Annotated in this window: 22 protein-coding genes and 2 pseudogenes; 8 read left to right on the forward strand and 16 right to left on the reverse strand. The window is 72.7% G+C overall.

What is annotated here, in order from left to right; genetic code table 11:
* Positions 1-572 precede the first annotated feature (572 nt).
* From AB0D93_RS30585 to AB0D93_RS30605, 5 genes and pseudogenes are all read right to left on the reverse strand, one after another.
* Positions 573-1,400 (reverse strand): annotated as a pseudogene (locus AB0D93_RS30585) (SGNH/GDSL hydrolase family protein); the annotation flags it as partial.
* Entirely contained in the window at positions 1,397-2,572 is a 1,176-nt protein-coding gene (locus AB0D93_RS30590) for a glycosyltransferase (RefSeq protein ID WP_362126166.1), read from the reverse strand. The gene AB0D93_RS30590 and the pseudogene AB0D93_RS30585, both read right to left, overlap by 4 nt.
* Complete coding sequence (locus AB0D93_RS30595) at positions 2,569-3,696, reverse strand: glycosyltransferase family 1 protein (RefSeq protein ID WP_362126169.1); 1,128 nt, start codon at positions 3,694-3,696, stop codon at positions 2,569-2,571. Before AB0D93_RS30595 ends, AB0D93_RS30590 begins: the two co-directional genes overlap by 4 nt.
* 187 nt (positions 3,697-3,883) lie before the next feature.
* Positions 3,884-5,302 carry a HEAT repeat domain-containing protein gene (locus AB0D93_RS30600; protein WP_362126172.1) on the reverse strand — a complete coding sequence of 473 codons (1,419 nt, stop codon included), beginning with the start codon at positions 5,300-5,302 and terminating at the stop codon, positions 3,884-3,886.
* Positions 5,303-5,603: 301 nt separating this feature from the next.
* Positions 5,604-5,996, reverse strand: a complete 393-nt coding sequence (locus tag AB0D93_RS30605; protein ID WP_362126175.1) for an ankyrin repeat domain-containing protein — start codon at positions 5,994-5,996, stop codon at positions 5,604-5,606.
* A 310-nt stretch (positions 5,997-6,306) separates the two neighbouring features.
* Here AB0D93_RS30605 and AB0D93_RS30610 point away from each other — a divergent pair, with 310 nt between their 5' ends.
* Positions 6,307-6,501, forward strand: coding sequence for a hypothetical protein (locus tag AB0D93_RS30610; protein WP_067046482.1), 195 nt, complete (start codon positions 6,307-6,309; stop codon positions 6,499-6,501).
* A pseudogene (locus AB0D93_RS30615) lies at positions 6,485-8,172 on the forward strand (hypothetical protein). Before AB0D93_RS30610 ends, AB0D93_RS30615 begins: the two are co-directional and overlap by 17 nt.
* Positions 8,173-8,418: 246 nt before the next feature.
* On the opposite strand, the gene AB0D93_RS30620 reads toward AB0D93_RS30615, so the two are convergent.
* The gene (locus AB0D93_RS30620; protein ID WP_362126178.1) at positions 8,419-9,927 is read right to left on the reverse strand and encodes a PLP-dependent aminotransferase family protein; all 1,509 of its coding nucleotides are present in this window, start codon (positions 9,925-9,927) and stop codon (positions 8,419-8,421) included.
* Between the two features lie 102 nt (positions 9,928-10,029).
* Here AB0D93_RS30620 and AB0D93_RS30625 point away from each other — a divergent pair, with 102 nt between their 5' ends.
* The 4 genes from AB0D93_RS30625 (at position 10,030) to AB0D93_RS30640 (ending at position 13,520) form a co-directional block, all read left to right on the forward strand.
* Positions 10,030-10,683 (forward strand): hypothetical protein, encoded by a 654-nt coding sequence (locus AB0D93_RS30625; protein ID WP_362126181.1) that lies wholly within the window; start codon positions 10,030-10,032, stop codon positions 10,681-10,683.
* Positions 10,680-11,456, forward strand: a complete 777-nt coding sequence (locus AB0D93_RS30630; RefSeq protein WP_362126184.1) for a glycerophosphodiester phosphodiesterase — start codon at positions 10,680-10,682, stop codon at positions 11,454-11,456. The genes AB0D93_RS30625 and AB0D93_RS30630 overlap by 4 nt, the downstream gene beginning before the upstream one ends.
* A gap of 59 nt (positions 11,457-11,515) precedes the next feature.
* Positions 11,516-12,856 carry an MFS transporter gene (locus tag AB0D93_RS30635; protein ID WP_362126378.1) on the forward strand — a complete coding sequence of 447 codons (1,341 nt, stop codon included), beginning with the start codon at positions 11,516-11,518 and terminating at the stop codon, positions 12,854-12,856.
* Positions 12,857-13,145: 289 nt separating this feature from the next.
* Positions 13,146-13,520, forward strand: a complete 375-nt coding sequence (locus AB0D93_RS30640) for an RNA polymerase-binding protein RbpA (protein ID WP_009187548.1) — start codon at positions 13,146-13,148, stop codon at positions 13,518-13,520.
* A 114-nt stretch (positions 13,521-13,634) separates the two neighbouring features.
* On the opposite strand, the gene fxsA is transcribed toward AB0D93_RS30640, so the two are convergent.
* From fxsA to AB0D93_RS30660, 4 genes are all read right to left on the reverse strand, one after another.
* Complete coding sequence (fxsA, locus tag AB0D93_RS30645; protein WP_362126187.1) at positions 13,635-14,189, reverse strand: FxsA family membrane protein; 555 nt, start codon at positions 14,187-14,189, stop codon at positions 13,635-13,637.
* A gap of 66 nt (positions 14,190-14,255) precedes the next feature.
* Positions 14,256-15,053: a polyprenol monophosphomannose synthase gene (locus AB0D93_RS30650; RefSeq protein WP_362126190.1), complete on the reverse strand. Its 798-nt coding sequence runs from the start codon at positions 15,051-15,053 to the stop codon at positions 14,256-14,258.
* A 569-nt stretch (positions 15,054-15,622) separates the two neighbouring features.
* Positions 15,623-17,236: an amidohydrolase gene (locus AB0D93_RS30655; protein ID WP_362126193.1), complete on the reverse strand. Its 1,614-nt coding sequence runs from the start codon at positions 17,234-17,236 to the stop codon at positions 15,623-15,625.
* 63 nt (positions 17,237-17,299) lie between these two features.
* A complete protein-coding gene (locus AB0D93_RS30660; protein WP_018548954.1) occupies positions 17,300-17,740 on the reverse strand; it encodes an Lrp/AsnC family transcriptional regulator in 441 nt (146 codons plus the stop codon).
* 244 nt (positions 17,741-17,984) lie between these two features.
* Between AB0D93_RS30660 and AB0D93_RS30665 the strand changes: the two genes are divergently transcribed.
* Positions 17,985-18,419: a hypothetical protein gene (locus AB0D93_RS30665; RefSeq protein WP_362126195.1), complete on the forward strand. Its 435-nt coding sequence runs from the start codon at positions 17,985-17,987 to the stop codon at positions 18,417-18,419.
* Between the two features lie 22 nt (positions 18,420-18,441).
* On the opposite strand, the gene AB0D93_RS30670 is transcribed toward AB0D93_RS30665, so the two are convergent.
* From AB0D93_RS30670 to AB0D93_RS30680, 3 genes are all read right to left on the reverse strand, one after another.
* The gene (locus tag AB0D93_RS30670) at positions 18,442-19,536 is read right to left on the reverse strand and encodes a phosphotransferase family protein (protein WP_362126198.1); all 1,095 of its coding nucleotides are present in this window, start codon (positions 19,534-19,536) and stop codon (positions 18,442-18,444) included.
* A 14-nt stretch (positions 19,537-19,550) separates the two neighbouring features.
* Complete coding sequence (locus tag AB0D93_RS30675; RefSeq protein ID WP_362126201.1) at positions 19,551-20,651, reverse strand: hypothetical protein; 1,101 nt, start codon at positions 20,649-20,651, stop codon at positions 19,551-19,553.
* A gap of 345 nt (positions 20,652-20,996) precedes the next feature.
* A complete protein-coding gene (locus AB0D93_RS30680) occupies positions 20,997-22,205 on the reverse strand; it encodes an acyl-CoA dehydrogenase family protein (protein ID WP_362126204.1) in 1,209 nt (402 codons plus the stop codon).
* A 345-nt stretch (positions 22,206-22,550) separates the two neighbouring features.
* On the opposite strand from AB0D93_RS30680, the gene AB0D93_RS30685 reads away from it, so the two are divergent.
* Entirely contained in the window at positions 22,551-23,783 is a 1,233-nt protein-coding gene (locus AB0D93_RS30685) for a glycoside hydrolase family 18 protein (protein ID WP_362126207.1), read from the forward strand.
* 71 nt (positions 23,784-23,854) lie between these two features.
* Here AB0D93_RS30685 and AB0D93_RS30690 read toward each other — a convergent pair whose 3' ends face one another.
* The 3 genes from AB0D93_RS30690 to AB0D93_RS30700 all read right to left on the reverse strand — a co-directional run bounded on the left by AB0D93_RS30690 (position 23,855) and on the right by AB0D93_RS30700 (position 26,155).
* On the reverse strand, positions 23,855-24,514 hold the full coding sequence (locus AB0D93_RS30690; RefSeq protein WP_362126210.1) for a TetR/AcrR family transcriptional regulator: 660 nt from the start codon (positions 24,512-24,514) through the stop codon (positions 23,855-23,857).
* Between the two features lie 75 nt (positions 24,515-24,589).
* Positions 24,590-24,736, reverse strand: a complete 147-nt coding sequence (locus tag AB0D93_RS30695) for an SCO1431 family membrane protein (RefSeq protein WP_362126213.1) — start codon at positions 24,734-24,736, stop codon at positions 24,590-24,592.
* A 54-nt stretch (positions 24,737-24,790) separates the two neighbouring features.
* The gene (locus AB0D93_RS30700; RefSeq protein ID WP_362126216.1) at positions 24,791-26,155 is read right to left on the reverse strand and encodes a peptidase C39 family protein; all 1,365 of its coding nucleotides are present in this window, start codon (positions 26,153-26,155) and stop codon (positions 24,791-24,793) included.
* Positions 26,156-26,350 lie beyond the last annotated feature (195 nt).

Here is a 26,350-nt window from a genome sequence, read left to right on the forward strand (position 1 = left end):
GCCGCACAGGCACCCTCCGGCACCGGGTCCGCGTCGGCCCTGTCCGGCACAGAGGCCTCGCTGCCCGCATCCGCGGCCGGGGCCACGCGTGCGCCGACGGGCATCGCGCCTTCGGCGGCCGCACGGACGGCACCGGGAATCGCGCCCTCCGAGACGGCACCCGCAACCGGAGCGGCCCTCACCGCACTCGGAATCAGCACCTCAGAGACCGCACCGGCCGCACCCGAGGACGCACGGACGGTCCCCGCAACCACTCCCCCAGCAACGGCACCCGAACCCGGAGCCGCACAGACCGCCCCCGGAACCACGCCCTCACCGCACACCGCACCCGCACCCTCAGAAGACGCACCACCGCGCCCCGCAACCACGCCCCCGGCGACAGCACCCGAACCCGGACCCTCACAGACCGCCCCCGGAACCACGCCCTCACCGCACACCGCACCAGGAATCGCGTCCTCGGCGGCCGCACCCGCCATCGATGAGGCCGCCCTGGACGCACCCCGGGTCGCCACCACGCGTGAGGACCCCCGCACGCCCGACGGGCTCGGGGCGGTGTTCTGGCCGGGGTCCGCCGTGAGGGCTGCCAGGGCCGCGGTCGCCGCCGCCGAGGCGTGCAGGTCGAGGCGGGCACTGGTGCCCCTGGCCCGGTGGTGGAGCTCGTCGGCGGCCAGGCGCAGCAGCTGGGGCAGCAGGTCCTGGCAGCGCCGGACCACCCAGGCCGTGCCGGCCGTGGCCAGCCACAGCAGGCTCGCCGTCCGGGTCGGCGCCGGGGACTCCGGCTCGGACGACGGCGGCCGCCCGGTGGCCCGGCCCGCCTCGGCGAGCAGGGCGTGGAAGCGTACGGCGAGCCGCCGGTGCCCGCGCTCGCCGGGATGCAGCCGGTCCGCGCTCCACAGCTCCCGGTCGGTGATCCAGGTGCCGTCCGCGGCGTGCAGGTGGACGGCGCCGTAGCGTTCGGACAGCGCGTGGACGACCGTGTTGACGGCCCGTTGCCGGCGGGCCAGCGGGCGGGCCAGGGCGGCCGGCAGGCCCAGCATGGCGCCGGGGTCGGGCAGGCAGGCGGTGAGCAGGGTGGCGCCCTGGTGGGTGAACGCCGCGTACACCTCGTCGAGGTGGGCGGCCACGGCCCGGATGTCGAAGGTGCGGCGCAGCGTGTCGTTGACGCCGATCACCACGGACACCAGGTCGGGGCGGAGTCCGAGGGCGGCCGGAGCCTGCCGCTCCAGCACGTCCCGCGTCTGCGCGCCGCTGACGGCGAGGTTGGTGAACTCCACGGCGTCGGCGGTCTCGGCGAGGGAGGGCGCCAGCAGCGCGGCCCAGCCCCGCCAGCCGTCGCCGACGGGGTCGCCCACGCCCTGGGTCAGGGAGTCCCCGAGGGCGACGAAGCGGACGGGTCTCATGCCACGCCCTCCGCCATGGTGCGGCGGAGGCCGCCGGGGCGGAGCACCTCGGCGTCGTGGGCCGCCAGGAACGCCTCGACCGCCGTGCCCCAGCCGAAGCACTCCGCACGCGCGCGTGCCGCCTCCCGCCGTGCCCGCTCGCCGCGGTCCAGCAGCAGCTCCACGGCGTCCGCGAACGCCTCACCGCGGTCGGCGGCTGTCGCCCCCGCGGAGCCGATGACCTCGGGCAGCGCGGAGGACGCGCTGGCCACGACGGGGGTACCGCAGGCCATGGCCTCCAGCGCGGCGAGCCCGAAGGTCTCGGCCGGCCCGGGCGCGAGAGCGACGTCCGCGCTCGCCTGGAGGGCCCCGAGCACGGCACGGTCGGAGACATGCCCGAGGAACGTCACGGGCAGCCCGTGTTCGCGCGCCCGCTGTTCCAGCCGGGGCTTGAGCGGCCCGTCGCCGGCGACCACGAGCACCGCCCGCCGACCGCGCCGCAGCAGCGCCTCCAGGGCGTCCAGGGCCGTGCCGGGCCGCTTCTCCACGGACAGCCGGGAGCACATCACGAGCAGCGCCTCGCCCCCACGCGCGTGCAGGGAGCGCAGCCCCGGGTCGCGCAGTGCGGGGTGGCGTTCCATCAGGTCGACGCCCAGGGGGGCGCGTACGACGTTGCGCGCGCCGATGCGCACGAACTCACGCTCGGCGAACTCGGTCGTGCACACCACCCGTGAGTAGACGTGCGCCGTACGGGTGTTGAGGGCGTCGGCGGCGCGGCGGGAGAGGTTCTCGGACAGGCCCCAGGTGCGCAGCACGCCGTCGGCGGTCTCGTGGGAGACCATCACGGCGGGCACGCGCGCGCGGCGGGCCCAGCGGCCGGTCCAGCGCAGGGTCGTACGGTCGGAGACCTCCAGGCGGTCCGGGGCGAGTTCCTCCAGGAGGGCGGCGACGCGCCGCTTGTCCGTGAGGACGCGGTAGCCGCCGGTGCCGGGCAGCAGCGGGCCGGGCAAGGTGATGACGCGGCCCTGTCCGGTGTCGTGGTCGGTGTGCCGTTCGCCGGGCACGATCAGGACGGGTTCGTGACCCGCCGCCCGGAAACCCTTGCCCAGTTCGCGCAGGGCGGTGCGCAAGCCGCCGGAGGCCGGGGCGACGAAGTTGGCGAGCCGGACGATGCGCAGGGGCCGGCCGGTCATGCCGCCACCACCGTCCTGCGTGCCGCGAGGACGTCGTCGTAGTGGGCGATCAGCTGGTCGCCGACGGCGGCCCAGGTGCGGCCCTCGACCATGGTGCGCGCGGCGGCGCCGAACGCGCTCCGCCGGGCCGGGTTGGCGGCCAGTTCACGGACGGCCTCCTGTACGGCGCCGGCGTCGCGCGGTGCGACCAGGTATCCGGTGCGGCCGTGGGCGACCAGGTCGAGCGGGCCGCCGGCGGCGGGCGCGACGACCGGGACCCCGCTGGCCATGGCCTCCTGGACGGTCTGGCAGAACGTCTCGAAGGGGCCGGTGTGCACGAACAGGTCCAGCGAGGCGAAGATCCGCGCGAGGTCGTCGCCGGTGCGGCGGCCGAGGAAGACGGCGCCGGGCAGGGCCTCGGTCAGGTGGGCGTGGCTCGGTCCGTCGCCGACGACCACCACCTTGACGCCCTTCAGGCCGCAGGCGCCGACGAGGAGTTCGACGTGCTTCTCGGGGGCGAGCCGGCCGACGTAGCCGACGATCAGCTCGCCGTCGGGGGCGAGTTCGCGGCGCAGCGCCTCGTCACGGAGGTCTGGCCGGAAACGTACGGTGTCCACACCGCGCGGCCACAGCCGGACCCGGGGTACCCCGTGCGTCTCCAGGTCGCCGAGGGCGGCGCTGGAGGGGGCGAGGGTGCGGTCGGCGGCGGCGTGCACGGAGCGGATCCGCCGCCATGCGGCCGCCTCGCCGGCACCCATGTAGGTGCGGGCGTAACCGGCCAGGTCGGTCTGGTAGACGGCGACGGCGGGGATGCCGAGCTTGGCGGCGGCGGCCATGCCGCGCACGCCGAGGACGAAGGGGCTGGCGAGATGGACCACGTCAGGGCGGTGTTCGAGGAGCGCCGCGGCGAGGCGCCTGCTGGGCAGGGCGACGCGGACCTGGGGGTAGCCGGGGAGCGGGAGGGAGGGGGTCCGGACGACCCGGCACGGGGCGTCCGTGTCCGGTGCGCTGCCCGGAGCGGGGGCGGGGGCGACGACGAGCGGATGGTGACCGCGATCTACGAGGTGCCGGGCGGTCTGGAGCGCGCAGTGGGCCACGCCGTTCACATCGGGGGGAAAGGATTCGGTCACGATGACGACACGCATACGGGTGTTCTCGCCGTGCGGGGCGTGGCCGCGTCGACTTCGATCTTTCCGCGCGGGGAACGTCCTGTGAGCGTTGAGCTGCACACCCGAGCAGGTCAGGCGGCCGTCATGACCGCCTGACCTGCGGGACACCCGGTGTTCACGCGGCGGGCGGTCGTCCGCCCGGGTCGGGTGCGTGCGTGAGGGGTCAGCCGAGGGCGGCGTCGGGTCCGAAGCGGCTGCGGACCGCCGTCTGCACCTCCGCCTCCTCGGCCGGATCGGCGGCCAGGCGGCGCAGGCGTTCCACGACCCGGGTGTCACCGGTCTCGGCGTGCCGGGCGGCGAGTTCGCGGGTGGTCTCCTCGCAGTCCCACAGGCATTCGACGGCGAAGCCGGCGGCGAAGGAGGGGTCGGTGGCGGCCAGGGCGCGGGCGGCGCGCCCGCGGAGATGGGAGGAGGCCGTCTCGCGGTAGATGTGGCGCAGTACGGGGGCGGCGCAGGCGATGCCCAGGCGTCCGGCGCCGTCGACGAGGGTCCATAGCGTGGGTGCGTCGGGTCCCTCGCCCCGTACGGCCTCGCGCAGGGCGCCGAGGACGAGGTCGCGGTCCTGGACACCGCCGCGACAGGCGAGCATGCGTCCGGCGGCGGAGCCGAGCACGTCGGGCCGCTGGGCCCAGCGGCGCGCGCGGTCGACGGCGGCGACGCTGCGCATCCGTTCGAAGGCGTCGGCGGCGGCCTCCACGACGACGCTCGTGCCGTCGGCGACGGCGGCCTCGATCAGGTCGAGGGCGTCGGGGTCGTCGCTGTCGGCGAGATAGCGCAGTGCGGTGCAGCGGGCGCCGTCGATGCCGTTCCGGGCGGCCTGCACGATCTCCGGCCGGTCCTCGGGGCCGGCCACGGCCACCAGACAGCGGGCGGCCGGCACATGGAGGGCGGCGCCGCGGTCCATGCCCGCTTGCGCCCACTCGAAGACGGCACGCACGCTCCAGCCGGGGCGCGGGCCGGTCGGCCGCATCTGCCGCTGCCAGCGGTCGAAACAGCCGGTCTCCTGGGCGGCACGCACACGCGTGGCGATCGATTCGCGCGGATCCTCGGCCCACAGGCGCCAGGGCCTCGGCTCGAAGGCGTCGCGTACGGCGGCGGCCAGCTCGGCCTCGCCCTCGGGGTCGGCGGGGAAGCGGGCCAGGACGGGCGCGGCGAGGGCGCGCAGCCCCGCGTCGTCGTCCCTGAGGGCCAGCTCGTCCAGGGCCCAGGCCCAGTTGGAGCCGTGGGCGGCGTACCTGCGCAGCAGCTCGAGCGCGTCCCGCCTGCCGTAGGAGGCGAGGTGACCGAGGACGGCCAGCGCGAGGCCGGTGCGGGACTCGTCCGTGTCGAGGACGTCCTCGGGGTCGAAGAGGTGCGCCTCGATCGCGTCCAGCTCGCCGTTGAGGTCGAGGTAGAGCCGGGCGTAGTACAGGGAGCGGTTCTCCACCTGCCAGTCGTGGCGGGGATCGCGCAGCACACAGTGGTCCAGGGCCGCGAGTGCTTCGGCGCGCGGGGCGGTGAGCGCGTGCAGTGTGCCGTCGCCGCGGCCCCGCTGGAGCAGGCCGAGCAGCGTACCGCTGGGCGCTATGACCGGATCGAACATGGGAAACAGCCTCACATCAAGCGTCGACGCAACCGGGAAACACGCACTACCTGGCCGCGTGACACAACGTCGGAGCGCCCGCCGTCTCTTGCTTGCTGAAGACCATCTCTCTCTGCCTCTCGTCGGTGGCCCATGCGGACCGCATCACGGCCCGCGCGGTGCGGCAACACCTGCCCAGCCATCGCGTCCGTGAATCACGTCGTCATGATGACCCGGCGGTTTGTGCTGCCGCGACCGTATTTCCGGCGGCCTCTTACCGCCTCCCCCGTTTTCCGTGTCGTACCTGCTCAGGACATGCGCGTCAGTGCGCGCCGAACAGCTCCAGAAGTTCCGTCTTGCCGAACATGCGGGCGGTGTCGACGGCCGACGGCGTCCCCGCCGCGGGATCGGCCCCGCCCTCCAGAAGGGCCTTGATCACTTCGGTCTCACCCTTGAAGACGGCCCCCGCGAGTGGGGTCTGGCCTCGGTCGTTGACCTCGTCGGCGGCGGCCCCCCGGGCGAGCAGGGCGCGCACGGCGTCGGCGTGGCCGTGGTAGGCGGCGAGCATCACCAGGGAGTCGCCGCGGTCGTTGGTGAGGTTGGCCGGAACGCCGGCGTCGACGTACGCCACGAGCGCCTCCGTCTGACCCCGACGGGCCAGATCGAAGATCTTGGTCGCCAGCTCCACGACCTCGGGGTCGGGGGCTTCACTCATCGGCGGACCACCTCTCCTGGAACTTCGGGTACTGCAGGGAGCGTACGGCAGCGAGCGGAACACGGCCGTACGAGTGAATCGCCAGCGTACTGGCTCGCACGGCACATGACCCGTTGTGTCCGAGGTAAAGATCAGCGACGGCTCCCGCTGTAGCCAACCACCCAGCCGAACGGGGCCCAAAACACTCCGCCGACGGGGCGAAATCAACCATATTTCACCCAGTTGCACCTTTAATCGTATAGATACATCCTGTGATCCTGGAAGAACTCAGGGTGACTGTCCCCCACCCTTCGACACCAGGAGGCCCGAAATGATCCTCTCCGTCTCAGGCGTCATGCTGCTCGGCGTCGTCGTCTTCCTCTTCTTCCGCAAGGACGGCCTCAAGGGCTCGCACGCATGCACCTCGGCCCTGTTCGGCTTCTACCTGGCCAGCACGGGCATCGCCCCGAGCATCAAGGCCGGCGGCGAGAGCCTGGCGAGTCTCCTCGGTGGCATCAAGTTCTGACCCACCCGTCCCGCACGCACGCACCATCAGGAGACAGCAGTGGCCCGGCGCCCTCTCCCCCGCATTCTGAGCAAGGACAGCGCCCAGATCGCCCGGATGCAGATCGCCCGGAGCCGGGAACTGGCGCGGACGGCGGCCGACAGCGCCACGGACGTCCTGCATCCGCTGATCACCGTCACGCGCGGGCTGCGCCGGCTGGCCTCGGCCGGGCAGCGCAGATGGGCGGACACGCCCAAGGACAAGCGGGGGCCACTGCTGTTCCTGGTGGCCTCCGTGATCCTGGTCGTGGCGCTGATGCCGTACGGGCCGCTGCTCGCCGTCATCACCGTGATGGCCGCGGCGGCCTGGCAGGGCCGCGACCGCACCCCGACGGCCCCGGAGGGGCCCGACGAGTCCCAGACCGAGCGGCTCCAGTCCCTCTACGAGGCCCTCGTGCCGTACTTCTCCAGCCCCGAGGACCCGGCGCCGCTGTACGCGCACGGCGGGGAGTGGGAGAAAGCGCTCACCGCCCACGAGTTCGACGACGCCGGGCGCGTCGGCCATCTGGTGATCCGCTATCCCGCGTACTTCCCGGACGGCGAGCCCGCGGCCCGGGCGCGGATCGAGCAGTTGCTCACCGCGAAGGCCGGGCGGGGCCGCGAATACCACTTCGCGTGGGACGAGGAGGGCAACCAGCTCACCGTCACCGTCCTGCCCCCGCTGCCCGCCGACATTCCGGCCCAGCACTTCGTCACCGCGCCCGGCGAGACCGTCCTCGGCTTCACCGACCCGAGCGAGGTGCAGCGCACGCTTCCCCTCTCGTACGGGGAGGAGCAGATCGACGTACCGCCGGTCGTCTGGCGCACCGGCATCCGCTCCACGGAGCCGCACCTGCTGACCATCGGGCACCCCGGCAGCGGCGCCTCGACCCTGCTGCGGTCCATCGCCCTGCAGGCCCTCCAGTACGGCGACGTCCTGATCGTCGACGGCGGCGGCACCGGCGAGTACGCCTGCCTGACCGGCCGGGACGGGGTGCTGGCCGTGGAGTGCGCGCTCGCCGGGGCGCTGGCGAGCCTGGAGTGGGCCGCGCAGGAGACCGAGCGGCGGCTCATCGCCATCAACCTTGCCCGGCAGGCGGGCGACCCGCCGCCGGCCGACGCCCGGCGCGCGCTGTGGATCCTGGTGGACCGGCCGTCGGTCTTCGCCCATCTCGCCGCGGCGGACGGCCGCAAGGACCCGCAGTCACTGCTCCAGGTACCGCTGCGGCACGGCCGGGCGGCGAACGTGACCGTCATCGTGGCCGAGCAGTTCGACAGCGCGGAGGTGCTGAGCGACGCGGTACGACAGCACACGCGCGCGCGTGTCGTGCTCGGGCCCGCGGCGCCCCGGCAGGTGGAGGCGGTCCTGGGCGCTCCGCCGCACACGACGCCGCTGGGGCACGTGCCGCCGGGGCGGGGGTACGCGCGCCTGGGCTCGGGACCGGTGCACCGGCTTCAGGTGCCGCGCACGCCGGATCCGTACGACGACGCCACCAGTGACGCCGATCGGCAGGCAGTGCTGGAGCTGCTCCCACCGCGGACCACCGTCGTGCAGGCTGAGCGCACGGAGCCTCCCCAGCCGACGGACCTCACGAAACGGGAGGCCGATGCACCGCCGCCGGTCGCCGCGGAAGCAATCGCCGCCGAAAGCTGACAACGCCGCCCGGCGCCGTCGCCCGCGCCACGCACACCGGATCCCGACGACACGACCAGCGGCGCCCATCACCAGACCGGCCCTGCCGCTCCCACCACCGACCACCGCCGGACAGTCACGAAACGGGAGGCCGACGCACCGACGGGCGGGGGTGGGGTCGGGGTTCCCCGGGGCGCGGGGAACCGCGCGATCAGGCGTGGCGGACCTGCCCCCCGGCAGAGCGGGCCCCGAGCCGGGCGGCGTCGGCTAGGCGACAAACGTGCGCGGCGCCTCCGCGCCCCCCGTGCCCCCGGTCTCCACCAGCCGGGCCGCCGCGGCCAGTCGGACCGCCGCCTCCTCCGCCACCGCTCCCGCGACGGTGAACGGCAGCCGGACATAGCCCTCGAAGGCGCCGTCCACACCGAAGCGCGGGCCGGAAGGAACGCGGACACCGGTCCGCTCCCCCGCTTCGGCGAGCCGGGAGCCGGACAGGCCGCCCGCGCGGACCCACAGGGTCAGCCCGCCCTTGGGGACGTCGAACTCCCACGTCGGCAGTTCGCGGCGGATCGCCGCCACCAGCGCGTCCCGGTTCTCCCTGGCCTGCGCACGGCGCAGTTCGACGGCCTGCTCCCAACCACCCGTACTGAACAGCCAGTTGACGGCGAGCTGTTCCAGTACCGGCGTACCGAGATCGGCGTAGGCCCGCGCGGCGACCAGGCTGCGGATGACGTCCGGCGCCGCCCGCACCCAGCCGATGCGCATGCCCGCCCAGAACGCCTTGCTGGCCGAGCCGACCGTGATGACGGTCGAACCGGCCGGGTCGAAGGCGCAGATCCGGCGCGGCATCCCGGCACCGGCGCACTCCTCGTCCAGCCACAGCTCGGTCATCGTCTCGTCGGCGACGAGCACCGTTCCGGCCGAACGCGCCGCGTCCACCAGCCGGCGCCGCTGGTCCTCGTCGGCGAGCGCGCCGGTGGGGTTGTGGAAGTCGGCGACGACATAGGCGAGACGGGGCGCGGCCTCGCGCAGGACCTGGCGCCAGCGGTCCATGTCCCAGCCGGACAGGCCCTCGGCCATCGCGACGGGGACCAGGCGGGCACCGGCCTCGCGCATCAGCTGGAGGATGTTGGCGTAGGACGGCGACTCGACGGCGATCCGCTCGCCGCGGCCGGCGAAGAGATGACAGATCGCGTCGATGGCGCCCATCGCGCCGGTCGTCACCATGATCTGCTCGGGCATGGTGGGGATCCCGCCCGCGGTGTAGCGCTCGGCGATCATCGAGCGCAGGGCGGGCAGGCCGGCCGGGTAGTCGCCGTGCGTGTGGGCGTACGGCGGCAGTTCCTCCAGGGCACCCTGCACGGCGCGGGTGAGCCACGGCTCGGGGGCCGGGAGCGAGGCGCAGCCCAGGTCGATCACCGAGCCCAGGGCCTCGGGGGGCAGGGGTTCCAGACCGCGGGCGGGCAGCGGGTTGCCGGCCGGCACCGCGGTCCAGCTGCCCGCTCCGCGCCGGGACTCCAGGAAGCCCTCGGTGCGCAGCGCTTCGTAGGCGGCGGCGACCGTGGTGCGGCTCACGGACAGCGCGAGGGCGAGTTCGCGTTCGGCGGGCAGCCGGGCGGCCACCGGGACGCGTCCTTCGAGCACCAGCAGCCGGACGCCGTCGGCGAGGGCACGGTAGGCGGGCGGACGGCGGGTGCCGGCGCCGGCCGGGCGCTCCTGCTGGGAGTTGAGGAGCCGGGCGAGCTGCGCGGCCCCCATCGCAGAGGTCCACTGCGCCATGAAGATCAGTCCACCTTCCCCGAATTGGCCATGGATGGTGTTTCATCCCAAGCCACAGAGTGACATGCGTCAGGCCACCGCCACCACCCAGGGGGGTATCTCATGTCCACTCCGGACCATCTCGGACGGCGCCTGCTCCAGCTGTACGCCGGGCTCGCGCTCTACGGCGCGAGTGCCGCGCTGCTCCTGAGGGCCGGTCTGGGCATGGAGCCCTGGGGCGTACTGCACCAGGGGCTCGCGAAGCTGACCGGGCTGACCATCGGCGTGGTGTCGATCATCGTGGGAGCGGCGGTCCTGCTGTTGTGGATCCCGCTGCGGCAGCGCCCGGGACTCGGCACGGTCTCCAACGTCTTCGCCGTCGGTCTCGCCATGGACGGCACGCTGGCCCTGGTCCCCACTGCGCACACCTTCGCCGTCCGCGTCCCGCTGCTGCTCGCCGGCATCGTGCTCAACGGCGCGGCGACCGGCCTGTACATCTCCGCGCGCTTCGGTCCCGGCCCGCGCGACGGGCTGATGACCGGGCTGCACCGGCGCACCGGCCGCTCGATCCGGCTGATGCGGACCGGGATCGAGGTGTCGGTGGTGATCACCGGGTTCCTGCTGGGCGGCACCATCGGTGTCGGCACGGTGCTGTACGCCGTGTCCATCGGGCCGCTGGCGCAGCTCTTCCTGCGGGTGTTCGCCGTCCCACCGGCACCGGACCGCAGCGCGGTCGTTGCCACCGCGACACCGGAGCAGGCCATACTGCCCAGGTGAGCCCCACTACACCCGCCATACGCCACCCCTACCTCGACCACCCCGGACCGATCGCGTTCGCCCACCGGGGCGGGGCCGCGGACGGACTGGAGAACACCGTGGCGCAGTTCCGGCGCGCGGTGGAGCTGGGCTACCGCTACATCGAGACCGACGTGCACGCCACGACCGACGGCCGGCTCGTCGCCTTCCACGACTCGACGCTGGACCGGGTCACCGACGGCGCCGGCCGCATCGCCGACCTTCCGTGGGAGGACGTACGGCACGCGCGCGTGGGCGGCCGTGAACCGGTGCCCCTGTTCGAGGAGTTGCTGGAGTCCTTCCCCGAGGTCCGCTGGAACGTCGACGTCAAGGCGGAACCCGCGCTGCGTCCCCTGCTGGACCTGATCGAGCGCACCGCCGCCTGGGACCGGGTCTGCGTGGGCTCGTTCTCCGAGGCCCGGGTGCTGCGCGCCCAGCGGCTGGCCGGGCCGCGGCTGGCCACGTCGTTCGGCACGCGCGGGGTGCTGAACCTGCGGCTGCGCTCCTGGGGCCTGCCGGCCGCCGTGCGCCGGTCGGCCGTCGCCGCGCAGGTGCCCGAGGCCCAGTCGGGCGTCCCGGTGGTCGACCACCGCTTCGTCCGCGCCGCCCACGCGCTCGGCCTCCAGGTGCACGTGTGGACGATCAACGAACCCGAGCGCATGCACCGGCTCCTGGACCTGGGCGTCGATGGCATCATGACCGATCACATCGACACGTTGCGCAAGGTCATGGAGGACCGCGGCGTCTGGGTCTGACGGCCCTGGCGCCCCGGCCGAGCCTTCGCAGGAGCGGGGAGGCGAGGGCACGGGTGGCCATGGACACGGTGCGGACGCGGACGGCGGACGAGACCGCCGGCCTCAGGCGCGAGCAACGCGGCTGGTACTTCTACGACTGGGCCTGCTCGGTCTACTCGACGAGCGTGGTGACGGTCTTCCTCGGGCCCTACCTCACCGCGGTGGCCGAGCGGGCCGCGGACGCCGACGGTTATGTGCACCCGCTGGGCGTCCCGGTCCGGGCGGGCTCCTTCTTCGCCTACTCGGTGTCCCTCTCGGTGATCGTCGCGGTGGTAGTGATGCCACTCGTGGGCGGCGTGGCGGACCGCACGGGCCGCAAGAAGCCGCTGCTCGCGGCGGCGGCGTACACCGGGGCCGCCGCGACCACCGGCATGTTCTTCCTGGACGGCGACCGGTACCTGCTCGGCGGGGCGCTGCTGGTGGTGGCCAACGCCGCCCAGTCCGTCGGGATGATGCTCTACAACTCCTACCTGCCGCAGATCGCCCCGCCCGAGGAGCGCGACGCCGTCTCCTCGCGGGGCTGGGCCTTCGGCTACGCGGCGGGCTCCACGGTGCTGGTCGCCAACCTGGTCCTGTACTCGGCCCATGACTCCTTCGGCCTGACCGAGACGGCCGCGGTCCGCATCTGCCTGGCCTCGGCGGGCTTGTGGTGGGGCGCGTTCACGCTCGTCCCGCTGCGCAGGCTGCGCGACCGGCGCGTACGCGTGGAGCGCGGCGCGGCGCCCGGGCCCAGACAGCTCGCGGCGACGGTCCGGGACATGCGCCGGCACCCGCTGACCCTCGCCTTCCTGCTGGCGTACCTCATCTACAACGACGGTATCCAGACGGTGATCACCCAGGCCTCGGTCTACGGCTCGCAGGAACTGGGGCTCGGTCAGTCGACGCTCATCGTGGCGGTGCTGCTGGTGCAGGTGCTGGCCGTGGCCGGCGCGCTGGCGATGGGGCGGCTGGCCCGCGCCCACGGAGCCCAGCGGACGATCCTGGGGTCGCTGGTGGCCTGGACGGTGACCCTGGCGGCCGGCTACTTCCTGCCCGCGAAGGCACCGGTGTTCTTCTTCGTGCTGGCCGCCGGGATCGGCCTGGTCCTCGGCGGCAGCCAGGCACTGTCCCGCTCGCTGTTCTCCCACCTCGTGCCGCCCGGCAAGGAGGCCGAGTACTTCTCGGCGTACGAGATGAGTGACCGGGGGATGAGCTGGCTCGGGCCGCTGCTGTTCGGCGTGACCTACCAGCTGACCGGAAGCTATCGCTCCGCGATCATCTCGCTGGTGGCCTTCTTCGTCATCGGTTTCGCCCTGCTGGCGCGGGTCCCGGTGCGGCGGGCGATCGCCGAGGCGGGCAATCCGGTGCCGGAGAAGATTTAGCGCCGATTTAGCGCTCAACACAAAAGGGCGGTAGTGTACGCCTTTGGCCTGCCAGGCGTACCGTTACTGCGCGTCAAAGATGCCGAAACGCTGGGTGACATCTGCTAGCAGATGTGACAAACCGGGCGCCGGTGGGTACGACATTGGTCAGCAAGGCTGCGGCTACGACGGCGACGCACGACCCGGAACGGGACACGGAACGGGAATCTTTACCGCCGACCGGACGTTGACCGGATGACGACGACAGCGACACCTGTCCTGTGGGCGACAAGCCCGGGAGGCACGATTCATGAGTGAGCGAGCTCTTCGCGGTACGCGCCTCGTGGTGACCAGCTACGAGACGGACCGCGGTATCGACCTGGCCCCGCGCCAGGCCGTGGAGTACGCATGTGAGAAGGGGCACCGCTTCGAGATGCCCTTCTCCGTCGAGGCGGAGATCCCGCCGGAGTGGGAGTGCAAGGTCTGCGGGGCCCCGGCACTCCTCGTCGACGGCGACGGCCCAGAGGAGAAGAAGGCCAAGCCTGCGCGTACCCACTGGGACATGCTGATGGAGCGGCGCACCCGCGAGGAGCTCGAAGAGGTCCTCGAGGAGCGCCTGGCGGTTCTGCGCTCGGGGGCGATGAACATCGCGGTTCATCCCCGGGACAGCCGTAAGTCGGCCTGACCCGGCGGGTCCGGGCCGGACACACCGCACACACAACCGCGGGCGCCGTACGTGCATCACGTACGGCGCCCGCGGTTTTCGTATGTCCTCACGGACGCATGTCCCCGACCGTGCTCAGCGCGACAGCGGCGGCCACTGCTGCTCGCCCGGACCGGGCCGGTCCTCACGGATGACCTCGCCCTGCACCACCTTGCCGTCGGGGCGGTGGATCCGGGCCTGCTGGAAGACGTCACCGAAGCTGCCCGGGGCCGCCGCACGCAGCCTCTTGTCCAGGGTGTTCTCGAAGTACCGGCTCACCGCCTTCTGCACCGGCGGGAGCAGCAGGAACAGGCCGACCGCGTCGGAGACCAGGCCGGGGATCATCAGCAGCAGACCGCCGAGCATCATCAGGCCGTTGCCACCGCCGCGCGCCGGCGAACCGCCCTGCTGCAGCGCCTCGTTGAGACTCCGGAAAGCACGGCGGCCCGCCCGCTTGATGACCACGGAGCCGGCCACGAAGCCCGCGACGAGCAGCAGGAGCACGGCGAGTCCCCCGGCCGCGCCCGCGACCAGGGTCAGCAGCCAGATCTCCAGCACCAGCCAGGCGGCGATGCCCAGCGGCAGATACCTGCGCAGCCGGGAACGCCGGGGCCGGGCGGTGTACGGAGAGGTCGGAGCGCCAGTCGTCATGGTCCCAGTGTGCCTGGCCGCGGCTCAGCGCGGGATAAGGGGACGAACGACCGAAGTCCGACGGGGCTACGAGGTCCGCTTGTTCTTGCCGGTGAGCTTGGCGACCCGGTCCCGCGCGCCCCAGGCGGTGACCCGCCACAGCGCCTCGATCAGGATGTCCTTGCTCATCTTGGAGTCGCCGAGTTCGCGCTCGACGAAGGTGATCGGGACCTCGACCACCTGGTAGCCGGCCTTGACCGCGCGGCGGGCCAGGTCGACCTGGAAGCAGTAGCCCTGCGAGGCGACCGCGTCCAGACCCAGGCCCTCGAGGGTCTCGCGGCGGAACGCGCGGTAGCCGCCGGTGATGTCGCGCAGCGGCAGATCGAGGGCGAGCCGCGAGTAGAGGCTGCCGCCGCGGGAGATGAACTCACGGGACTTGGGCCAGTTCACCACGCGGCCGCCGGGCACCCAGCGGGAGCCGAGCACCAGGTCGGCGCTCTTGAGGGCGGTGAGCAGCCGGGGCAGTTCCTCGGGCTGGTGGGAGCCGTCGGCGTCCATCTCGACCAGCACGCCGTAGTCGCGCTCCAGTCCCCAGCGGAAGCCCGCGAGGTAGGCGGCCCCGAGGCCTTCCTTGCCCTTGCGGTGCATGACCTGGACGTGTCCGTCCTCGGCGGCCAGTTCGTCGGCGAGCTTGCCGGTGCCGTCGGGGCTGTTATCGTCCGCGATCAGTACGTGCGCCTCGGGGACGGCCTTGCGTACCCGGCCCACGATGGTCTTGATGTTCTCCGCCTCGTTGTAGGTCGGGATGATCACCAAGGCCGTGCCGAGCGGACCGAACTGCCTCCCCTGGGCCTTGGCCGCGAGGGTCCCGTCGCCGTCGTTCACTGATGCCCCTTCATGTCGTACGCAGGCGTCCACCATAGTGGCCGCCGTCTGGGAAGACGTGACAGCTCGTTCGTATGGTGGTGTCGATTCCACAAGAGTGGGGTAAGAATGCGTTTTTGGCACCTTAACCGGTGCGCCGCCCCCACATTTCCCGCCCCTGCGTTTCCCGCCACGACGGATGGGGGCCCGGCACCCTTCGGGCCGACCTGGGACCCGCTGGCTGCGGATCGACCGAAAGCCGTTGTCTACTGAGCGCACGGGCCCCACCCGGGTCACACCTTGCCGGGCCGGAACGTTCCCTCGGCGGCGCGGGCGCTGAGCCTGGCTGCCAGCGACGGTGCCCCGGTGCGGCACACCGTCCCTGACCCAGCGGCGCTGCGACGAGTGGCGGGAACCCTCCCGGTCGGCGTCCGGTGGTGGACTCGGACGAACCTACCGGCCCCCGGCCGTCGACTGTCAACAGCCGTCTGACCTGCTACGACGGCCCGACTGACGGGGTCACCACGGAGGATGCGCAGGTCGGGCGGCGGAGCGGCGGCGACCGACGGGCGCCGCGCCCCGCCCGTAGATCACTCGCCCGGCCGTACGAACACCGTCCGTCCGCCCACCACGGTCCGCAGACAGACCGGCAGGTCGCGGCCGGGGGTGAGGTCGGGCAGGCCGGGCGTGCCGGAGCGCGGGTCGGTCGACCAGCGGGCCACCCGGTCGTCGGGGGCCTGGACGACCAGCTCGTCGGTGCGCCAGACCGCGTAGTCGGCGGGCGCGCCCGGCACCAGGACGCCCGCGTCGTCCCGGCCCACGGCCCGCCAGCCGCCGCGCGTGTGCGCCGTGAAGGCGGCCCGGACGGAGACCCGGTGCTCGGGCGTGCGGTGGAAGGCCGCGGCGCGGACGGTGCCCCACGGGTCGAGCGGGGTGACCGGGCTGTCGGAGCCGAAGGCGAGGGGCACCCCGGCGCGCAGCAGGGCCGCGAAGGGGTTGAGGGTGCGGGCCCGCTCGGCGCCGAGACGCCGGGCGTACATGCCGTCCTCGCCGCCCCACAGCGCGTCGAAGGCGGGCTGCACGGAGGCGATCAGGCCCAGTTCGGCGAAGCCGGCGACGGTCTCGGGGGTGAGCATCTCGGCGTGCTCGACGCGATGGCGCGCGGCCCGGACCCGGGCCGGGCCCAGCTTCTCCGCGGCGGCGCGCACGCCCTCCACGACGGCGCTGACGGCGGCGTCGCCGATGGCGTGGAAACCGGCCTGCAACCCCGCCTCGGTGCAGGCGACGACGTGGGCCGCGACGGTCTCGGCGTCCAGGTAGGCGGTGCCGGCGTGGTCGGCGTCGGCGTACCGCTCGTGCAGGCAGGCGGTGTGCGAGCCGATCGAGCCGTCGGCGAAGAGGTCGCCCGCGGCGCCCACGGCACCCAGGTCCCGCGCCCTCTCGACGTTCTGCTCCGCCCAGTAGCCGACGACCCGGGGGCCGGGTGCTTCACCGGCCAGCTTCAGCAGGCCGGTGAAGTCGTCCTCGGAGGAGATCTGCGGACCGCCGCACTCGTGCACCGTGCCGATGCCGAGGGAGGCCGCGCGGGCGAGGGCGGCGCGCTGGGCCTCCGCGCGCTGGGCCGGGGTGACGGCGGCGAACGCGGCCTCGCGCACGGCGTGATGGGCGTCCCGGGTCAGCGGGGCGTCCTCGCGGGGGACGTCGCCGGGGAGCAGGTCCAGCAGGGCGGTGGTGACGACCGCCGAGTGCACGTCGATGCGGGAGAGGTACAGCGGGCGGCCGCCGGTGGCCTCGTCCAGTTCGGCGCGCGTCGGCGGGCGGCCGCCGGGCCAGCGGGCGGCGTCCCAGCCGTGGCCCAGCAGGACGCGGTCGCCCGGGCGGGCGGCGGCGAAGTCGCGGACCAGGGCGAGGGCCGCGTCCAGGGAGGGGGCGGCGGAGAGGTCCAGGCCGGTGAGGGCGAGGCCGGTGCCGGTGGTGTGGACATGGGCGTCGGTGAAGGCGGGGGTGACGAGGGCGCCGTCGAGGTCGACCACCTCGTCCACGCCGTCGGCGAAGGCGTCGGCGGCCCCCTCGGAGCCGACCCAGGCGACGTGTCCCGCCTCCACGACCATCGCTGTGGCGAAGGGGTCCGCGGGGCTGTGCACCTCGCCGCGGCGCAGGAGGACGGTCTTGGGGGGCTCGGGGTCGGCGGTGCGGTCGCTCATGGGGGACAGTTTCCCCTGTCGCCGGGCCGGAGCCGCACCTGGGGGCGTGCCGAAAGGGTGCGATCAGATCCGCGGTGGCCGTGCCTCGTACGGCGTCGACAGCACGACGGTCGTCCGCGTCGACACCCCCGCCAGGCTCCGCAGCCTCGCCAGCAGCTCCTCCAGTTCGTGCGGTGTCGCCACCCGCACCTTGAGGATGTAGTTCTCGTCGCCGGCGACGCTGTGGCAGGCCTCGATCTCGGGGACGCCGGCGAGGCGGTCCGCGATGTCGTCGGGGGCGCTGGGGTCGAACGGCTTCACCGAGATGAACGCGGTGAGGGGCAGCCCGACGGCCTCGGGGTCGACCACCGCGGCATAGCCGCGGATGACGCCACGCTGTTCCAGCCGGCGCACCCGCTGGTGCACGGCCGACGTGGACAGGCCCGTGGCCTTGCCCAGGTCTGTGTAGCTCATCCGCCCGTCCTTGACGAGCAGCTGCACGATCTGTCGGTCCAGCTCCTCCATGGCGCAAAAACCTACAGTGCGCTTGATCTCCTGGGATAGCCGAGAGCGCAGGTCATAGCCGGTTCGATACAAAACGCACCGCACGAGGCCCGCAGCGCGCACCTGCACGCGGCATGTGACGAACGACACACAACTCGAACGGGCTCCGTGATGTTCTCGTGATTACCGCGGAGAGCGGACGGGAAGTGCTTGCTGTGGTCGAGGCCGCAGCGCCGTCACGGCCCAGCCTTAGGGGGAGAATCCCATGCAGAGTGTCCATCGCCCTGGTCGATCCGCGTCCAAGCGGCAGCAGCCGGTCGTCGAGCCCGAGCCGGAGGGCGTCGAACCCGACGCCCTCGACGACGAACCGGACGCCTACGACACCTTCGAGATGTACCGGGTGATCTGCCCGGACTGCGCCCAGCCGATCGCCCTGCTGGCGGACGAGGCGGTCCTGCCGGAGCACGCGCTGTGCGCCTCGCCGTGGAATCCGTTCGGGCTCACGGTCTGTGCGGGTACGGGCCGCCCGGCGACCGCCGCCCGCCCCGCGGACGAGTCCTTCGAGCCGCAGGAGCAGGACACCGCCCTGCTGCTGACGCTCCCCCAGGGTCTGAACTGGCGGACGCAGCCCTTCTCGCACGTCGGCGGCCCGGGCTCGCGCCCGATGCGCGTGCCGGAGCTGCGCCGCCAGGCCGCCTGAATCCCTTCCGGCCCGGCCCGGCTCAATCCCAGTAGTCGCCCTGCACCATGGCGCGCAGACTGCCGTGGTGCAGGATCAGTGTGTCGGGGTCCGCGGGGACGGCGACCTCACCGAAGTACGCCTGCCGGTAGGCGACGCGCAGCATGACGATCGCGTGCCGCAGAGCGGCGTAGAGGGTGTGGAAGTCCATGTCGCGCGGGGTGTGGCCGGTCAGGCGCGCATAGCGGGCCTCGACGCGGTCGCGGCGCAGGAGGTCCGGCAGTCCGCGCTGCCCGGAGGCGACCGCGAGGTCGTGGAAGAAGCGGTGCAGATAGACGGTCCAGCCGAGGTCGACCTCGCGCGGGGCGAGCGCCGCCATCTCCCAGTCCAGGACGGCGACGGGGTCGAACCCGTCGTAGACGATGTTTCCGATGCGCGCGTCGCCCCAGCTGAGGACGGGTTCGCCGGCCTCGCGCGGCCACAGCTGTTCCAGCCGGTCGAAGGCGGCCTCGATGAGGGGTGAGCGGGGCAAGCCGTCGATCACCCAGGAGTAGTAGGCCCGTTGGGCCGTCACATGGCGGCGCAGGACGTCTCCCGCACCGGGTGGAGCGAGGAACTGGGCCTCGGCGAGCGGCACTTGGTCGTGCAGGCGGGCCAGCAGTCCGACGGTGGCGGCCTCCAGGCGCTCGCGTTCGGCGTCGCTCGCCGCCTGCAGCCAACTACCCTCGTAGGTGTACGGCATGACGTCCGGCGGCACGCGCCCGGCGACGCGCTCCATGACGAAGAACGGCGCACCGAGCGGACCCGGATCCTCCTCCAGCCACAGCACCCGGGGCACGGGCACGTCGGTGTGCTCGGCCACCAGGCGCAGGGTGCGGTACTGGCGGGCCATGTCGTACTCGGGGAAGACGGTGTACGCCCGCGGGTCCGCCGCCAGCCTCAACGCACAGCCGCGGCACGGCGCTTCGGGGTGCTCGATGTCGAACAGCAGGGTCTCGCTGGACATGCCGTTGGAGGCCGGGACGGTGACGCCGGTCGCCTTGGCGCCGGGCAGCCGGGTCCGGAGCCAGCCGGTGAGGTGTCGGGTGAGCACTTCCGGGTCGCGGGTGGTGGTGCGGGGACGCGGTGCCGTGGCCATGCCGGGCTCCTTCCTCAGGGTGCGACCGAGTCGAAGCCGGTGAAGCCGCTCGGGTCGTGCCGGCCGAACGAGCCGTGCTCGAAGATGCCGTGGCCCGTCTGCCCGTCGAGCCGGAAACGGGCGGAGTGGTCGGTGACGCCGTAACCGGCCAGGGGGTGCGGCAGCGTCATGTCGTAGGTGCGGCGGTCGGTCCAGCCGGGGCCCCGCCATGTCCCGTGCTGCCAGTCGTCCGCCGGCGGATAGCCCGCGCCGAGCGCGAGCGGCGAGGAGGTGAGGATCTCGACGTCCAGCTTCCGCGCCTCCCGCGCGTCCCCCAGATGGATGACCGCCCGTTCCGGGTGGCGGGTGCCCGAGCGGTAGCCGATCTCCGCCTGGGGCCAGCCCAGTTGACGGTCGCGGCGGCCGGGGCGGACCAGGGTGGCGTCGTTGAGGGAGCGGTGGCCGTCGGCGTCCTCCTGGGTGATGACCATCAGGAAGCGGTCCTCGAAACGGACCGGACACCAGATCCAGTGGAACCCCTCGGCGGGGTGGTCCGCGGCGAGCCGCCCGCCGTCCTCGCCGGGTACCGGCCGCACGCCCCAGCTGCGGTCCCGGGTGCCGGTCCAGTCGTCCGCGGTGACCCGGAACTCCGCTCCCCCGGCCCGGATCACGCCCTCGGCGGTGCCGGCCTGCACGAAGCGGCGGCCTTCCAGGGTGAGCCGGCCGCCCCGGCGCTGGAGGTGGTGCGGCTCCCAGAGGGCGGGGAAGGCGGCCGTCCAGGTGAGGTCGTACGACAGCTGCTCGTCCTCGCAGAGCAGGCGCAGTTCCCGCAGCGGCCGTGGCACCTCGATGCGCAGCGGGCCGACGGCGAGCCGCATCCGGTCCTCCCCCAGGGCGTCGGAGGCACGGACGGCGTGCAGGGTGTTCCCGGTGCGCAGGGTGGCGTAGGCGTCGATCACACCCAGGTTGGGGTAGACACCGAGGCCGAGGATGAGCAGGGCACGGCCGGCGTGGTCGAAGACGTGGAAGATGCAGCGGTCGTAGGCGTTCCGGTCACCGGTCGCCACGTGCTTCATGGACAGCGGCACCTGGTGCACCGGGTACTCGTCGAGCGGGACGGGACGGTCGTCGGCCACGGGCACCCCCTGAACGATGGTCGGCTGACGGTACGTCAGCCGACCCGAGGAGGCCAGAGCGGGAACCGGACGTGCCTGAACTGACGCTCGATTCCGTCAGGCGGTGACCTGTCCGGTCGCTGCCGCGTTGCTCAGGCATGACCCCCATGCACTCGGTCACCGGGCGTCAGCGCCGCATCTTCGTCCCGCGCCCGGCAGAATCGGTTCCGCCGCCGCCCGCGCCGCAGGACCCGCCCATCTACCTCGATCTCATGCGGACCTGGGCCGACCGGGGCCGGACCCTGCCGGGCCGCCACGACCCGGAGTGGATCAGGCTGGCGGCCCCGACGGTCCGCACGGGACAGTTCAGCGAGCTTCGGGTCCCGCCACGTGACGGGCGATGACCATCCGCTGGATCTGGTTGGTGCCCTCGACGATCTGCAGGACCTTGGCCTCGCGCATGTAGCGCTCGGCCGGGAAGTCGGCCGTGTAGCCGTACCCGCCGAGTATCTGCACGGCGTCCGTGGTGACCTTCATGGCCGTGTCCGTGCAGTGCAGCTTGGCCATGGCGGCCTGCTTGGCGAACGGCTTGCCGGCGTCGCGCAGCCGGGCCGCGGCGAGGTAGAGCGCCCGGCCGGCCTCGATCTGGGTGGCCATGTCGGCGATCATGAAGCGCAGGCCCTGGAAGTCGGCGATGGGGTGGCCGAACTGCCGGCGCTGAGTGGCGTAGGCGACCGCCTGGTCCAGCGCGGCCTGGGCGACACCGATGGCACAGGCGGCGATGCCGAGCCGCCCGGAGTCCAGGGCCGACAGGGCGATGAAGAAGCCCTGGCCCTCCTCACCGATCCGCCTCTCGTCACCGACCCGGACGCCGTCGAGGTGGACCTGCGCGGTGGGCGAGCCCTTCATGCCCATCTTCTTCTCGGGCAGCGCCCCGCTCAGCCCCGGCGCGTCACCGGGGACCAGGAAGGCGGTGATCCCGCGCGGCCCGTCCTCGCCGGTGCGCGCCATGACGGTGTAGAAGTCGGCGATGCCGCCGTGCGTGATCCAGGCCTTGGTCCCGTTGATCACCCACTGTCCCCCACGCTCGGCTGCGCTCACGCGGGAGGGGCCCCCATCGTCGCGGACCGCCTTGGTGCGCAGTGAGGCCGCGTCCGAGCCCGAGGACGGCTCGGAGAGGCAGTAGGCGCCGAGCAGGCCGCCGCCGAGCATGGCGGGCAGGTACTCGACCTGCTGCTGCTTGGTGCCGTAGGTGGCGAGCGCGTAGGAGGCGAGCGTGTGCACGCTGACGCCGAGGCCCACGGTGAGCCGGGCCGCGGCCAGCTCCTCCAGGACCTGGAGGTAGACCTCGTAGGGCTGGTCACCGCCGCCGTACTCGGAGTCGTAGGGCAGACCGAGCAGGCCCGATTCGGACAGCAGGGTGAAGACCTCGCGCGGGAAGCGTCCCGCGTCCTCCTCCTCGGCCGCCTTCGGCGCGATCTCGCGCTGGGCGATGTCCCGGACGAGCGCGAGCAGATCCCGCGCTTCCTCCGTGGGCAGCTGACGCTCCACCGGCTGCGGGTCGCGGTCGGACATGGCGTCGGTCTCCTCCCTGTTTCGGGCACCGGCGGTCTGGCCCTTCGGGTGGGGGCGGCTCCGCCTGGTCTTTCCGGATGGCCGAAGGCGTCCGCTCCCGGGTCTCGGAGGCGGCTGACCAGCGGCTGTGCGCTGTGAGTATGCCCGATCAGCGACCTCCCGTCACCAGTTAACGACCGCTTACTTCAAGAATCCAGCCGGAACGTTTCGTACCGCCGGACCCCGCTCCGGAATTGGTCCGAACCATTGACGCAGTGGTCTAGTCCTCCTACTGTGCATGACCAACGCTTTACCGCGTTCATGCCAATCGGCGCGCGTTCCCCTCTCCCCACGAGGAGCCACCCGATGCACACTCCCCACCGCTCCCGGCTGCGGGCGCTCGTCTCGGCCGCGTGTACCGCCGCCCTCGGCGCCGGGCTGCTCGCCGGCGCGGGCCCGGCCACCGCGGCGGCCAAGGCCGCACCGCACGTCAAGGCCGGCTCGAAGGTCGTCGGCTACTTCACCGAATGGGGCACCTACGACCGCAAGTACTACGTCAGGAACATCGAGACCTCGGGCTCCGCGGCCAGGCTGACCCACATCAACTACGCCTTCGGCAACGTCACCGGCGGCAAGTGCGCCATGGGCGACTCCTACGCGGCCACCGACCGCGCCTACACCGCCGCCGAGTCGGTGGACGGCGTCGCCGACACCTGGGACCAGCCGCTGCGCGGCAACTTCAACCAGTTGCTGAAGCTGAAGAAGAAGCACCCCGGCCTGAAGATCCTGTGGTCCTTCGGCGGCTGGACCTGGTCCAGCGGCTTCGGTGAGGCCGCCAAGAACCCCGCCGCCTTCGCCCAGTCCTGCTACGACCTGGTGAAGAACTCCAAGTGGGCGGGGCTGTTCGACGGCATCGACATCGACTGGGAGTACCCGAACGCCTGCGGCAACACGTGCGACACCAGCGGCCGGGAGGCGTTCAAGAACGTCATGGCCGCGCTGCGCTCGAAGTTCGGCTCCGCCGGCCTGGTCACGGCCGCGATCACGGCGGACGCCGCCGGCGGCGGCAAGATCGACGCGGCGGACTACGCGGGCGCGGCCCGGTACGTCGACTGGTACAACCCGATGACCTACGACTACTTCGGCGCCTGGGACGCGACCGGGCCGACCGCCCCGCACTCGCCGCTCACCTCGTACAGCGGCACCCCGAAGCCCGGGTACGACACCTCCTCGACCATCGCCAAGCTCAAGGGCCTCGGCATCCCCGCGTCCAAGCTGCTGCTCGGCATCGGCTTCTACGGCCGCGGCTGGACCGGGGTCACCCGGACGGCGCCCGGCGGCACAGCCACCGGCCCCGCGGCGGGGACGTACGAGCAGGGCATCGACGACTACAAGGTGCTCAAGACCAAGTGCCCCGCCACCGGCACCGTGGGCGGCACGGCCTACGCCAAGTGCGGCAGCGACTGGTGGAGTTACGACACCCCTTCGACCATCGCCACGAAGATGACGTACAAGAACCAGCAGGGCCTCGGCGGCACCTTCTTCTGGGAGCTGAGCGGCGACACCTCGAACGGTGAGCTGGTCAAGGCCATCAAATAACCCCTCACCGGGGGGACTTGGGAGCGGAGGACCACGAGCCTCCGCTCCCTTGTGCGCGGGGCGACCGCGGGTCAGCCGTCGCGGCGGGCCGGCTGCGGCGCCGGGTAGGCCGGGTCCAGTTCCGCCACGGCGCGCAGGGCTCCGCCGAGCGTCTTCACGAGCAGCCGGCGCATGGTGTCGCGGGAGAGCTCGGGGCGGTCGATCCAGTCCAGGGTGGCGCCCTCCACGCCGCACACCCAGGAGAGCAGGCCCATCCGGGCCGGCGGGGCGATGTCGCTGCGGCCGTAGGCCCCTTCGGCGATGGTGGCGATGATCGCCTCGCGCACACCGTCCCGGATGGCGTGCACCTCGGCGTCGAAGCCGACGCCACCGCTGACGATGGTGCGGTAGGCCGCCTGGTGGTGCTCGGCGTAGCGCAGATAGCCGTCGATGGTGCGGTGGACGCGGTCCACGGCGGGCAACTCGAGACCGCCGGCGGCGGAGGTGACCAGGTCGGCGACGGAGTCCTGGATGATCGCCAGGTAGTAGCCCCGCTTGGACTGGAAGTAGTAGTAGATCAGGCCCTTGGCGACGTGCGCCTGGCGGGCGATGTCGTCCATGGACAGTGCGTCGTAGGACGTGTCGGCGAACAGCTTCCGCCCGATGGCGATGAGTTCGGCGCGACGCGCCTCCGAGCGCTCGGTGCCGCGCGTCCGGGGACGGACGGCGGCACGCTGCTGCGGCATGTTCAATTTCGACCCTGTTCCAGGCGGTCGGCTGGACCCGAGCAGTATGTCAGAACATGCCGCACACGTGAGCGGGTCGCGTCAGAGCAGGCCGAGCTGGGTCACGAGCATCGCCACGACCGCCACGAGCACCCAGCCCATGACGTGCTCGAGGATCTTCGGGCCGTCTTCCCGGGGGCCGCCGGTGCGGGCGCGGGTGGCGGTGGCCGGGTGCGTGGTCATATCCATTTGTCCACCTTGCCACCCGCGGCTCCATGTGCGGCGATGAGCTTCCTCACACGGTCAGCGCACCCCCACCGCCGCGAGGGCCTTGCGCTGGCGCGGGCTCGGGTGGGCCGGGAAGTAGAGGTAGCAGACCCCACCGGTGCCGGAGGCGACCTTGCCGGAGGCGTTGTACCGCTTGGTCCTGAGCCAGATGTTCTCGAACTCCCGGCGCAGGTAGACCCGTCGTACCGCGTCGTCGCTCGGCGAGGCCGGGTCGTTGGCGATCACGTCGCCCTCCGCGGTGAACCCGATCACCGTCATCAGGTGGCCGGAGGTGCCGTAGCCGGCGCCGGTCAGCTCGGTCTTCAGGAACGACTGGGACGTTATGGCCGGGATGCCGGCCGCGATCAGCGTCTCCAGGTCGGTGAGCGAGGCGAGGCGCGTGACCACGCCCTGGATACCGCCGAAGGTGGCCGCGTAGGCGGCGTTGAACGGCCAGTTGCCGCAGCCCTCGTACTGGTAGTCGTAGGTGAAGCGGGCGGCGTTGTCCACCTGTGGGTCGGCGTACGAGGGGTCGACCCAGGACAGCTGCTCGGGGGTGAGCCTGCCGCCCCAGTACTCGACGATCATCTGCGAGGAGGTGGGGCTGCACCAGGCCTCTCCGCCGTTGTCGTACTGCGGGTACTGGCCCTTGTGGATCTCCTGCGAGTAGCGCGGTACGGCCAGTTCCTGGGCGAGACCGGGGGTGGAGGCCGGGACGGTGAAGCGGTCGGGGATGTCGGACCCCATCGCGCCCAGCCGCCACACGGTCGGCGTCAGGTGCGTCCCAGGCCTGCGGTAGAGGGTGAGGCGCAGCCGGTACGACGCCAGGCGCAGACCGGTGCTCGCGTCGTCGATGGCGAAGGTGTCGGTCCAGATCGTGCTCTTGCCGTCGCTCTGGCCGTCCACCGAGGTCCGCTTGATGTCCTGGTCGCCGGCGGCCCAGCGGCCCATCACGTACCACGGGGTCTCGGTGCCGTCGGTGTACGTGCCCCGCAGTTCCACCTGGAGCCAGGTGCCGTCGGGGGTGTGCGCGTTCCAGGAGGAGACGACCTCGGTGGCCGGGACGGTGAGCCGGTGGACCGGGGAGGTCCAGACGGCGTACTCCCAGGTGGCGGTCGTGCCGGTGTGCGGATCGGTGTAGTCGCTGCGGCCGGCGGGGGCGCCGATCTCGACGCCGGGGCGGGCGCCGGAGACGGCCCGGACGCCCTGGGCGGCGCCGAGACGCCACTCGCGGTACGTGGTCCAGGCGTGGTAGTCGATCGGCCGGGCCTGGCCGGCGTCGTCGGCGTCGGTGGCGGGCCGCTGGGCGGCGGCGGTCGCGGGGACCGTCCCCCCGGCCACCGCCGCGGCGACGGCGACGGCGAGGACGGTTCTGCGGGACGGCTGCTGGGCTCTGCTCATGGGCGCGGATACCCCCAGGTGTCCGGGTCGGGGCTGATCGTGTGCAGGTTTTGCGCCAACTATGAGGCAGGCGGCATGCCCCTGCCAGCACTTCGACGCATGCCGGGGAATGAATATTGGTCTTGGCCATTGAAGGATGCCTTCACCAGCTGAGGGCGCCGCCCGGCGCGGTGGCCGCCCGGAGGACGTCGCTTC

The sequence above is a fragment of the Streptomyces sp. NPDC048191 genome (genome assembly GCF_040652655.1).
Classification (GTDB): domain Bacteria; phylum Actinomycetota; class Actinomycetes; order Streptomycetales; family Streptomycetaceae; genus Streptomyces.